General features: G+C 60.1%; 10 protein-coding genes. 9 read left to right on the top strand and 1 reads right to left on the bottom strand.

What is annotated here, in order from left to right:
* Positions 1-57 precede the first annotated feature (57 nt).
* From AC6I97_RS02615 to AC6I97_RS02630, 4 genes are all read left to right on the top strand, one after another.
* Positions 58-948, top strand: coding sequence for a transketolase (locus AC6I97_RS02615; RefSeq protein ID WP_224165873.1), 891 nt, complete (start codon positions 58-60; stop codon positions 946-948).
* Entirely contained in the window at positions 945-2,003 is a 1,059-nt protein-coding gene (locus tag AC6I97_RS02620) for a transketolase family protein (protein WP_497943996.1), read from the top strand. The genes AC6I97_RS02615 and AC6I97_RS02620 overlap by 4 nt, the downstream gene beginning before the upstream one ends.
* A gap of 120 nt (positions 2,004-2,123) precedes the next feature.
* Entirely contained in the window at positions 2,124-2,780 is a 657-nt protein-coding gene (locus AC6I97_RS02625) for a GntR family transcriptional regulator (protein ID WP_224165872.1), read from the top strand.
* A gap of 543 nt (positions 2,781-3,323) precedes the next feature.
* On the top strand, positions 3,324-5,495 hold the full coding sequence (locus AC6I97_RS02630) for an amylo-alpha-1,6-glucosidase (RefSeq protein WP_224092613.1): 2,172 nt from the start codon (positions 3,324-3,326) through the stop codon (positions 5,493-5,495).
* A gap of 42 nt (positions 5,496-5,537) precedes the next feature.
* On the opposite strand, the gene pmfR is transcribed toward AC6I97_RS02630, so the two are convergent.
* Entirely contained in the window at positions 5,538-6,974 is a 1,437-nt protein-coding gene (gene pmfR, locus AC6I97_RS02635) for a transcciptional activator PmfR (protein ID WP_224092615.1), read from the bottom strand.
* Positions 6,975-7,200: 226 nt separating this feature from the next.
* On the opposite strand from pmfR, the gene AC6I97_RS02640 reads away from it, so the two are divergent.
* From AC6I97_RS02640 to AC6I97_RS02660, 5 genes are all read left to right on the top strand, one after another.
* Positions 7,201-8,472 (top strand): flavin monoamine oxidase family protein, encoded by a 1,272-nt coding sequence (locus AC6I97_RS02640; protein WP_275964888.1) that lies wholly within the window; start codon positions 7,201-7,203, stop codon positions 8,470-8,472.
* A complete protein-coding gene (locus AC6I97_RS02645) occupies positions 8,469-8,819 on the top strand; it encodes a cupin domain-containing protein (RefSeq protein WP_224092618.1) in 351 nt (116 codons plus the stop codon). Before AC6I97_RS02640 ends, AC6I97_RS02645 begins: the two co-directional genes overlap by 4 nt.
* Before the next feature lie 62 nt (positions 8,820-8,881).
* The gene (locus tag AC6I97_RS02650; protein WP_224092620.1) at positions 8,882-10,450 is read left to right on the top strand and encodes an aldehyde dehydrogenase family protein; all 1,569 of its coding nucleotides are present in this window, start codon (positions 8,882-8,884) and stop codon (positions 10,448-10,450) included.
* Between the two features lie 225 nt (positions 10,451-10,675).
* Complete coding sequence (locus AC6I97_RS02655) at positions 10,676-12,076, top strand: NAD-dependent succinate-semialdehyde dehydrogenase (RefSeq protein ID WP_224092622.1); 1,401 nt, start codon at positions 10,676-10,678, stop codon at positions 12,074-12,076.
* The gene (locus tag AC6I97_RS02660) at positions 12,064-12,279 is read left to right on the top strand and encodes a hypothetical protein (protein ID WP_224092623.1); all 216 of its coding nucleotides are present in this window, start codon (positions 12,064-12,066) and stop codon (positions 12,277-12,279) included. Before AC6I97_RS02655 ends, AC6I97_RS02660 begins: the two co-directional genes overlap by 13 nt.
* Positions 12,280-12,287 lie beyond the last annotated feature (8 nt).

Raw genomic sequence — 12,287 nt, forward strand, 5'->3', positions numbered from 1 at the left:
CATCGACGTCGGGCGCGTACTCCCCATCGGCGCGCGCCCGGCTCCGAAAGGAAACCAGTGACTCTCTCATCAGTTGAAACAGCCACGGCCGCTCCCGCGGCCGAGCGGGTAGAGCGCATCCGTGCCGCCGCCTACCGCATCCGCCACCACGCCCTGACCATGGGCGAGGTCCAAGGCCAGGGTTACGTTGGCCAGGCCCTCGGCGCGGCTGACATGCTGGCTGCCGTCTACGCCGACCAGCTGACATACCGTGCCGACGACCCGCACTGGGAGGGACGCGACCGCTTCCTTCTCTCCACGGGTCACTACGCAATCGGCCACTACGCAGCATTGGCCGAAGCCGGAATCGTACCTGTCGCTGAGCTCGAAACGTACGGCTCCGACGATTCCCGCCTCCCAATGTCCGGGATGTCCACCTACACGCCCGGCATGGAGATCTCCGGCGGTTCGCTGGGACACGGCCTGACGATCGCCGTCGGAATGGCTTTGGGCCTGCGTCTTCAGGGCTCCGCGTCCCGCGTGATCAACTTCCTCTCCGATGGTGAGCTGGATGAGGGCTCCACGTGGGAGGCCGCCATGGGCGCGCACCACCACCAGCTCGGGAACCTCACCGCCATGGTGGACATCAACGCCCTGCAAGCCGACGGCGCCACGGATACCGTGCTGCGCACCGAGCCGGTCACCGAAAAGTGGGAAGCGTTCGGTTGGTACACGCAGCGGGTGGACGGGAACGACGTCGGTGCGCTGCTGGCAGCGTTCGACAACATCAGTTCGCAGTCAGCTGCTGTCGGGCGGCCATCAGTGATCCTCTGCGACACCAAAGTTGGGCGCGGCGTGCCGCTCTTGGAAACCCGCGAAAAGGCGCACTTCATGCGCATTGAAGAACACGAATGGCAGATCTGCCGCGAGCAGCTGACCGCAGGATACGAAGGGACGGCTTCCGTATGAGCACAGTTACGACGGCGGCGGGTGTGGCGGGTTCGGCCGGCCTGGCTGGTTCGGCGGGTTCGCCGGGTTCGCCGGCCAAGCCGAAGCTGAAGACCTCGGCCATGATCGCGTCCTTCGCGGACCCCGGCCAGAAGACGACTTCGGCGCCGTTTGGGCACGCGCTCGTCAAGGCAGCTGAGGCTGACTCCAGGATTGTTGGACTCACCGCCGATCTTGGCAAGTACACGGACATGCACATCTTCGCCAAGGCCTTTCCGGACCGGTTCTTCCAAATGGGCATGGCGGAGCAGCTACTCTTCGGAGCCGCAGCAGGCATGGCGGAGACGGGACTTATTCCGTTCGCGTCAACGTATTCGGTGTTCGCCGCCCGCCGCGCGTACGACTTCCTGTGCCTGGATATCGCCGAGCCGAACCTCAACGTCAACATTGTTGGTGGGCTTCCCGGTCTGACCACCGGCTACGGACCGAGCCACCAGGCAACCGAGGACATGGCGATCTTCCGCGGCATGCCCAACCTGACCATCGTGGATCCCTGCGACTCGGTGGACATTGAGCAGGCTGTCCCGCAGCTTGCGGCCTCGGACGGGCCAACGTACCTGCGCTTGCTGCGCGGCAACGTGCCCACCGTCCTGGATGAGTACGACTACACGTTCGAGCTCGGCAAGGCCAAAGTCCTGCGAGGAGGCAACGACGTGGTGTTCGTGTCCTCAGGCCTGATGACCATGCGTGCCCTGCAGGCTGCGGATGCGCTTGCTAAGCACAACGTGGATGTCGCTGTGGTGCACGCGCCCACCATCAAGCCGTTCGACTCCCACACTGTATTGGCCGAGCTGAACACCGACCGCCTGGCCGTCACGCTGGAAAACCACACGGTTGTTGGCGGTCTGTTCGAAACCGTTGCGTCCGCCGTCGTAACCGCCGGTCTCGGCAAGCGCGTGGTTCCCATCGCGCTTCCGGACCAATTCCTCGACGCCGGTGCGTTGCCAACGCTGCACGAACGTTACGGCTTGTCTGTTGACCGGATCGTAGCCAAGGTGCTGGCTGAACTGGGCTGATTCTTGCTCTGACAGCGGTGCGGGATCGGCAATTACTGCCGGTCCCGCACCGCTGCCCGTAGTATCAACAGTTAACACCGGACTGTTAGCAGTCGCCAATAGAATTTGAGGACACACACGATGGCCGTCACCGCATCCCTGCTGGGACTGGAGAAGAAGAGCCTGCGCGAACAGGCACTCGCCGCTCTGCGTAGTGCGATCACCAGCGGTGAGCTTGAGCCCGGCCGGCACCTCGTGGAAACCGAACTGTCTGAAATGCTGCAGATCAGCCGAGGCACACTCCGGGAAGCCCTGCGTCAATTGGAGCAGGAAGGCCTGGTCTCCGCCGGTGCCCGGGGTCGGCTTTCCGTGCGGCACCTCGACGTCAAGGAGATCCGCGACATCTTCGCTGTCCGCGGAGTCCTTGAATCACTCGCCGCCCGCACCCTTAGCGAGATGCCGGACAAGGAGACCGCGCTCGCGGAACTGCGTGCCGCAGTCGACAATATGGACAAGGCCGCGAAGGCATCCCTGGAGGAACGGATCGAATCCGACCTCGAATTCCACCGCACCCTCTGCCGCCTGTCCGGAAACGAGACACTGCTGCACTCGTGGGAATCCCTGGAGGGCTCCATCCGGATGTCCATCATGTTTGCCGGGTTGGAGCGCGCCACGCGGAACATGAGCGTAGGCCGCCATCACGACATTGTCGCTGCGATCGAAACCGGTAATGCCGCGAAGGCGCGGGAGACCATCATTTCCCACATGGATGGTGCGGCGGAGAATCTGGTGGGGTAGGGATAGTCACGGCTGGCGCCGGGTACGCCGTGGCGCTTCGGTGGGAAGGTGCCCGCCGATGGAAAGATGCCCGCCGTTCCTCCGCTGCCGGGTGTGCCGCTGCGCCTATTTTGAACAGGTGACTCTGATTAGGGTGTCAGGTTAGGGGCTAAGACACCGTTCGTGGGGTGTCAGAGAATTGCGGTTTGGATCCTTGCCTGACGTCCTATCGAGGCGTGGCCGACGTCAGGTTGGGGTGTAGCCAGTTCCCATGTATTACGGGTTTAGCCGTGGGACTTTACGGTCGTTCACCTCCCATGTGGGAACTTACCGCCCAGGACAACGAACCTCGTGCGGCGGCTGGCCCTCGTCGCTGGTCGGACGCCGCCATCAATGCCATCTTGTCTTGAGGGAAACTGCCAGCCTCAGTCGCACCTCATCGAGCTATGGTGCCGGGAGGAAGTCAGGCGTAGCGTCGATTTTAGCGACGAAGGACGAAGGCTTGAGCGGGACTCGAAGGTTCTCCGTTGGCACCCAACTGACCAGCCGTTGAAGGGACTGCACGTGGCTGGATGGAATGCCGATACATTGGCAGGTACGCCCGGATCCAGAGCCGTTACCTTGGTGGAGGGTTCGTCCTTCTGTATCTCTTCTCCGAATGGGGACATGGATCCGGCACTTCCGCACGGATTGTTTGTCCATGACACGCGGATCATCTCTTGCTGGAATCTCACGATCAACGGATTGGCTCTTGAGCCTTTGGCAGCGGGGGGAAAGGAACCCTATAGGGCCCAGTTTATTTGCCGTGTCCCTCGAACCGACGGCCATGCGGACAGCTCTCTGATTGTCGAACGACTGCGGGAGGTGAGTGAGGGAATGTTGGAGCAGATCACAGTGCGCAACTATTCGTCGGAGCCGTTCCATTGTGTCATTCGGTTTAGCGTAGAAGCGGATTTTGCTGATCTGTTCGAGGTTAAGGAGGCGAGGATTCAGCACCGCTGGGACAAAACCCACCAAGCGAACGAAAATTCACTACAAATTCGGGCGGCTTGGGAAGAGGTCCGCAGGGGCGTTGACATTAATACCGCCGGTGCTGTCGTCGAGCCTCGGAGTGTGACTTATCAGGCGGTCGTTTCACCGCGCGATTCCTGGACCACTGGACTGACCGTTGTCCCCGCAGTTGAGGGAAGGGAGGCACTACCGTTCAGGGGATCGGATGAAAAGGGCTTATCCCCCCAGGATCGCCGCCGACAGGAGTGGGTAGCCAAGATCCCGGCAATGCGTATGGGCAACAGTTCTGTTGAACGCACTTTACAGCGGAGCTATGACGATCTGGGCGCTCTGAGGATTGAAGATCCTGATCAACCGGAGCGGGTTGTTGTGGCGGCTGGCGCCCCTTGGTTCATGACTCTATTTGGACGTGACTCGTTGTGGGCTTCTGAGATGGCGCTTCCTGTGGACCCCTCTCTCGCCCTTGGCACTTTGCAGACCCTTGCCGACCGCCAGGGCAAGGCTGTAGACCCGCTGACGGAGGAAGAACCTGGAAAGATTCTTCACGAAGTCAGGCTCGGTGTCTCAAGTGGATTGTCATTGGGTGGTAAATCCGTTTACTACGGCAGTGTGGACGCCACGCCCCTCTTCGTGAACACCATAGGGGCGCTTAGTCGTTGGGGCTTTGCCTCCGATACGGTAGCTGCCCTGCTGCCGCATGCGGATCGCGCGCTGTCCTGGATTCGCGATTACGGTGACAAAGACGGTGACGGCTTTGTTGAATATGAGCGTCTTAACGAGCGGGGACTGATCAATCAGGGCTGGAAGGACTCGTGGGACGGCATCAACTTCGCCGATGGGACTCTCGCGGAACCTCCCATCGCACTGTGCGAAGTCCAAGCCTACGTCTATATCGCATATCTTTCGCGTGCTTGGATGGCTTACGACGCCGGCGATGACTCTCTGGGGTCCGAGTTGGCGGAAAAGGCTGCGCGACTCAAGAAGCAGTTCAACGAACAGTTCTGGATGCCGGAACGCGGCTATTACGCGATTGCGCTGGATGCAAAGAAACGGCAGGTTGACGCTTGCGCATCGAACATGGGCCACTGCCTGTGGATGGGGATCGTGGATGAGGATAAGGCGCCCCTCGTTGTCGACCGTCTGATGTCGCCAGAAATGTTCAGTGGCTGGGGGGTGCGGACTTTGGCGAGTGACATGGGGGCCTTCAACCCGGCGAGTTACCACAATGGTTCCGTGTGGCCGCACGACAACGCGATCATAGCCACCGGCCTCGTGCGATATGGATTCGTGGCCGAGGCACAGCGTATAGCCGTAGCTCTGTTTGAGGCGGCTGAGTATTCGGATGGCCGTCTTCCGGAGCTGTTCTGCGGATTCGGTCGGGATGAATTTCCGCAGCCCATACCTTATCCCGCCGCTTGTTCGCCCCAGGCGTGGGCTGCCACGACGCCGATACACCTGGTCATGAGCCTGCTGCGCTACGACGCCCATGTTTCCCGAGGGGGCTTGTGGATGGACCCGGCTATTCCGGAGTCATTTGGCGATCTGCACATCATCAACGCACCGACAGGCAGAGGTCCCATCACTATTGAAGTCATCGGCTCCCAGGCTACCGCTCAAGGCCTGCCCGAGGGTCTGACGTTTCGACAGGGCCATCGACCCTGGATGACGGAACTGGTCGAACAGGCCCGTCTTTTCGGGGAAGGTCAGCCACGAGGAGCAAGCTAGGGATTACGGGCAACTGGCTGGCGATCGCAGTAGCTGGGGCCTTTACCGGCGAAGCGCTGGTCGTTGTTGTGCAGCGCTTGGTGGGTAGGAAAGCCATGCTTGGTATGCCAGCCAGAGTGCGGCGAAGTCTGCAGAGGTAGAGGTGTCCCGCCCGGTTGTCTCTTTTATTTTGGCAAGCCTGTAAGACAGTGTCTGTCGATGGATGCCCAGCTCAGCGGCAGTTTCGTTCCAGCGGCGGTCATTCTTCAGGAAGCTAAAGAGGGTCTCCCTTAGGGCCGTCGTTTTCGGGTCCAGGTCTGCAAGGCTTCCGAGTACCTGCCGGACAATACTGTCTGCTTCTTTCCTGGATCTTGCCAGAAGCGATACAGGTACGCCGGTGAAGTCGACCCAGTTGTCGTTCGTCCCGCCGGAGGACAAGACTTTGTGTGCTTCCTCGGCTGCGACTTTTGCATCGCGGATATCCAGGTATGTCGAGGATGCTGCGGCGCGGATCCCGAGATCTTCGAGAAGTTTGCGTGTATCCGGAAGGGCCGGTTCCGGCACCATTAGGAAATAGGAGTGCCGCCCTGTTCCGGTGAGTACAGGCAGGGCAGCAATCGAGACTGCCCTCGCTGTTTTCGGACCGTCTTCGGTCTTGATGGCTATTAGTTTGTATCCCTCCGCCATCGCATTCGGTTTGAGGACGTCGTCGATATTCTCAGGTATCCGTCCTTCCAGAATCGCCTCAAGCATGACCTTAGAGCGATCGGCCCTTTCCCGGATTGTGGTCAAAAGTTGACTCACGGCTACGTCAACGACCTGCAGGATGTGAATGAGCAGGAAGCTGCTGACCTCTTCCCCGGGGAATTCTGCAACTACTAACTTCACGCCACGCTCACCAGGAAGTGTATAAGAGCGTTGCCGTGCCGTTGATGTCAGCGTGGGCAATGGCGGTCCTTGTATGATCGTCAATCCGGTCTGGGTGTCAAGTACGGTGAGCCTGGACCTAAAGAGTGCCTGCAGGTCGTCCATCAGGCGTGCTGGGTCCGCATGGGCATAGGTCGAGAGCTGGTAGAGCTTGCTCAGCTTGAGGACCTGGAGTGTTTGGGTGGTGGCCGTGGCGGCTGCAACCGTGCGCCCTATCGCGGCAAACGGTGTTTCCTCGTTTGTCAGCAGGACCGGGAATCCCAATCTGTCGGCCTCGTCGAGGAGTTCTTGTGTCAACGGGGGCAGGCTGGGGTGGTCACCTAGTGCGACGCCTGCCAGCCCGGCTTCATTGAGTCTTTGAATGAAGGTGCTCTGCTCCTTGGCACCATGCGGGACGCAGAGCCCGACGGTCATCAGCAATTCATGCGGACCGAGCCACCTTGCCGGGTCGTTAAGTTCGCAGCTATGCGCCCAGAGAACCTGGCGTTCCAAGCCGGCGGCTCCGGCCAGTACGCGGGTGCCCAAGCTTTGAGTGCTAACGAGATCGTTGACGGTCAACACTGACTGTTCCATGCAAAAACCTTACTGCAACACTAATAAGCATCAAATTTCTTACGTCTGTACCATACTTCTCTTGCGTTGCGGTTACTAGTGTGAGTCACACAACAAATAGAATCGTCAAAGGAGATGGCTCCGACATGTCACCAGATACTGCACCTTTCTCCATGCAGCGGACCGCAGTATGGCGAATCGGTGGCCAAGCGCGAACGGCTTTGGTCCACACGATGAACGTTGCATCATGAGCGCCCTTCGTCAGGGTTCCCGCATCGCGGTTTTGGGAGCTGGACTTGCAGGCTTGGCAGCTGCTACGCAGCTAAGAGCCGATGGCTTCGATGTGACCGTTCTTGAGGCCAGGGACAGGTCCGGGGGGCGCGTCTGGTCAGAATCAATCACGGCCGGGCGCGAAGAACCCTGCGTTATCGAACGGGGCGCCGAGTTCGTATTGCATGGTTACACGACGATGCGGCGCCTGCTTGATTTGACCGGCTTGTCCCTGGTTGACACCGGCATGAGCTACTACGTTCGTGCTCTGGCGGACACCCCCGACATCAGCACGCAAGACGTGGTAGAAGCAGGCCGAGCAGCTGCCGCCATCGCCCGAACCTACCCCTCACCACCGTCCGCAGAAAAGGTCCTGCAACGTTTGGACTGCGATGATCGGCTCGTGGATGCACTTCGCGCTCGTATCGAAATCTCCACCGCTGTCGCGGCAGATCAAGTCAGCGCTGACACTCTTGAGCACATTGCATCCTTCGAGCCGCGTCCGAGTTGGAGGATCAGCGGCGGAAACCAGGAGCTTCCTAAAGCCTTGGCTGCCCGTCTCGGCGACTCGGTGCACTACCGGGAAACCATTCACGCGGTTACAGACCTCGGCGAAGAAGTCCTCGTGGAAACATCGGCAGGCAGCGCGACTTTCGACGCCGCCGTCGTGGCGCTCCCATTGTCCATCGTGCGGGACCAAGCGACTCTTGCCCTGTCGGTTCCGGAATGGAAGACCAGCGCACTGAACCGGGTACTGCAAGGGGATGCGGCCAAGCTTCACCTCCCGCTGCGATCCGTCCCGGCAACGAGCGCGGTGATGTCAACGAACGGCCGCTTCTGGACATGGACTGCGCAGGACAATACCGGTTCGGTCACTCCTGTGCTCAATTCCTTTATGGGCTCTCCTGGCGCTTTGGACCGGGCACAAGGCGACGGGGATTTCAACGCGTGGATAACCCATGCCCGGCACATTCGCCCGGAACTGGACTTCAGTGAGAGTGACGCCGTCGCCACGGTTTGGCGCAACGATCCTCTCGCCCGCGGCGCTTATGCAGCTTTCGCCCCAGGCGGAGGAAGAACTGATGCGGAAGAACTGGAACGCCCGGTAGGCAACCTCCTCTTCGCCGGCGAGTACGCTGATCCTGACTTCACCGGCCTGATGGAAGGCGCACTCCGCAGCGGCGAACGAGCGGCGGTCAGGATCAGGAATGCTGTCCAGGGTCTCAAAGTTGAGGCGGCCAGCGCATGAACGCGGCCGTAGCAACTACAGACGATATCCAGTGGCCCGAGCAGGTGCCTATAAGCCCGGAGCGCGTCCTCTCCGGTGCCCCTTCGGCAAGCACTCTGGTCCTGTACGGCGATCCTGGCACGGAAGCCGGCCTTTGGAAGGTCACTCCTGGCGAATTCACCACCAAGCTGACTGGCTACAGGGAGTTCATTCACATCGTTGACGGCCAGGGTCAACTTATCGATGACCAAGGGCAGGAAACCAACCTGCGGGCGGGGACAATTGTGGCTCTCCCTGAGGGCTGGGCGGGCCGCTGGAGCGTGCAAACAGAGCTCGTCAAGTCCTACTCGATCGTCCGGGCACAGTAGAGCCGCCGGCAGCGCCCCAACCACTCTTTGCCTATACCAATGAACAACGTAAGGAACCACTCATGAATGCCAATCTCGAATTCGCTCGAGTTAGCAACACCTTCTTCCATAACGGAGAGTACATCCCCGTATCGCAGGGCCGCGATGTCGTGGACCCTTCCAACAATAGAGTCATCGGCCAAATGGCTGAGGTCGGCCACGACGACATTGAAGCCGTCGTTGCTACCGCCAACGCTGCGCAGAAGGCATGGTACGCCTATACGGCACTGGATCGTGCCGAGATGCTGCACAAAGTGGCAGCGGAGATGAAGAAGCTCGCACCCGAAATTGCTGAACTACTGACCCGTGAAACGGGCAAGCCGTATAAGGAAAGCTCTGACGAAATGGCTTGGTCAGGTTCTGCAGTGGACTATTACGCAGAACTCGGTCGGCACTCGATTGGTTCGGTTCTGGGCACCTCTGTTGTCGGCCAGACCCACTACACCTTGAAGGAGCCCATGGGCACGGTGGTCAGCATCCTTCCTGCGAACTTCCCCATTCTGTTGCTGATGTGGTCCGCGGCAGCTGCCCTGGCAGCGGGCAACTCTGTGATCGTCAAACCCTCGGAAAACGCCTCCCTGACGACTCTTTCCTTCATGCGGGTCTTCCGGAACCTGCCTACTGGGTTGGTCCAGTGTGTCTCCGGTGGTGCCGACACGGCGAAGCAGCTCGTCTCCCACAAGAACACCCACATGATTGCCTTCACCGGAAGTGTTGCGACCGGCCAGGCTGTTTCACGGGCCTGTGCTGAGCACTTCAAGCCGCATCTGATTGAAGCTTCGGGCAGTGATGCTTTCCTGGTTATGCCGTCTGCCCCTATTGACGTGGCAGCCCGCGCGGCTACCTTTGCGTCCTTCTTCAACGCCGGCCAGGTGTGCACCTCTGCCGAGAAGATCCTTGTCCATGAGGACGTTTACGACCAGTTCATGGAAACGTTTGTCGCTAACGTGAAGCGGTTGCGGATCGGCCACGGCCTCGACAAGGTCGATTTCGGCCCGATGGAAAACGCACGTGAGGTTGCCCGCGTAGAGCAGCTGGTCGCCCGGGCCGTTGAGCAAGGCGCCGCCGTCACCATCGGCGGACACAGGTTGAACCTCGGCGGGGAGCTGCAGGACGGGTTCTTCTACGCGCCCACAGTCCTGGAGGGCCTGCGCCCGGACATGGACATCTTCACCACCGAGGTGTTCGGACCCGTTGCTCCGGTCTATAAGGTCTCGAGCTTCGAAGAGGCCTTGAAGATCGCCAATGACTCGCCTTTCGGTCTCGGCGCTACCTTGTACTCCAAGGACATCGAAGAGATCACCCGAGCCACCAACGAAATCGTTAGCGGCATGGTGTGGGTCAACGCGCCGATCCTCGACAACGATGCAGGACCCTTCGGTGGCCGCAAAATGTCCGGCATTGGCCGCCAGCTGGGCGCCGAAGGGCTCGACACCTTCCGTCACACCAAACTCGTCATGATCGATCCGGCAGCTTCCAGCCACGACTTCTGGTGGTTCCCCTATAAGGACAAGGAAGCCTGGCGTGGTGCACAGGGCAGCGAAGAAGCTGCCGTCCAGAACTCCCACAGCTACGTAGCCGCTGGAGCCTGACCCCGCAACACATGAGGTCATCGGACCACAACAAGTTTTCAAACTTGTTGACAGGACTGGATGGATGACCTTCCAGGTGCAACGGTGCTGGTGAATCCAGCACCTCCTGCCGCCGTGTCTTGACTGGAATACCTATTCAGAACGCGGCGGCAGTACTTTCCCCACGGCTGCCCGGACTGGTTCAACACCGGGACGTTTATCCCCCTTTCCCAAAGGAAGAATCCCATGATCTCCACGATCAACCCGGCTACGGGCAAACAACTTCAAACGTTCGATACGCACTCATACTTCCAGATCGACGGGATCCTTACTGCCGCCGTTGACGCGCAGAAGGCCTGGCGGCTGGTATCCGTTGAGGATCGCGTACAGATCCTCCGGAACACAGCCAAGATCCTACGTGAAAACGTCAACGAATACGCGCACCTGATCACGTTGGAGATGGGCAAGCCTATTTCCGAGGCTCGGGCCGAGATTGAAAAGTCCGCCGTCGCCGCGGACTTCTACGCCCAAAACGCCGTCAGGTTCTTGGATTTCGAAAGCATAGACGCCGACGTCAAGGAAAGCGGTGTGGTCTACGAGCCGCTGGGCGTCGTGCTGGCCATCATGCCATGGAACTATCCTTTCTGGCAGTTCTTCCGCTTCGCGCTCCCGGCGCTAGTGGCCGGGAACGGCGCGATCCTCAAGCATGCGAACAACGTGCCCCGTTCAGCGTTGGCCGTACAGGACATTCTCGACAAGGCGGGTTTGGCCCCTGGTCTTTGTGCCACGGTCCTGATCGAACCAGAGAAGGTCGCTGCTATTATCGCTGACGACAGGATCGCCGCGGTCGCGCTCACCGGTTCCACTCAAGTCGGCGCCATCGTCGCTTCCCAGGCCGGAGCGGCCCTCAAGAAACAGGTCCTGGAGCTCGGTGGGTCCGACCCGTTCATCGTTTTATCCGATGCGGATATCAAGGACGCCGCACGGACCGCAGTTAGGGCCCGCTTCACCAACGCGGGACAGGCATGCATCAACGCCAAACGCTTCATCGTCGATGAAGAGATCGCCGACGAGTTCGTTGCCGAGTTCGTGATCCAGACTCGGGAACTTATCCTTGGCGATCCGTTTGACCCTGCCACCGACATGGGACCCATGGCCCGAGAAAACCTCCGCGCCACACTTCACGATCAGGTCCAGCGCACCCTGGAGGCAGGAGGACGGCTCCTGCTGGGTGGAGAACTGCCTGAGGGGCTCGGGTATTTTTACCCGCCAACGATCATCGACCGGGTCGTTCCGGGGCACGCCGCCTTTGACGAAGAGACCTTTGGCCCGGTAGCTGCTATCACCCGCGTCTCGTCCACCGAAGAAGCAATCGCACTGGCCAACCAGACCGAGTTCGGACTGGCCGCTTCCTTGTGGACCCGAGATACGGACAGAGCAAAGGCAGTCGTGCGCCGACTGGATGCCGGAGCGGTTTTCGTCAACGGAATGGTGGTCTCTGACCCGCGTCTTCCTTTTGGTGGCATCAAGAAATCGGGGTATGGACGCGAACTCGGCCGCCAAGGCATCCGCGAATTCACTAACATGAAGACCGTCTGGATCGGCCCTGACACGACCGGGACGAAGGGGAAGACATGGGCACAGTGAACCGCCCGTTGGTCAACGAGATCTCCGACTGGACGGACCTCAGCCCGGGTCAACCGGTTCAGGTGGATAACGGTGATGGCCAAGTCACCCGTGCACTCGTGGATACGCTTTTTGAGGATGGAAGCATTATCTGGCTCCGCAACGAACCGGGGTCCCGGTCGCTGCACCTGCGAGACGATCCCTTGACCCTCTACGCGATTTGAAAGTCCGA

Source organism: Arthrobacter sp. TmtSoilC48, assembly GCF_059739425.1.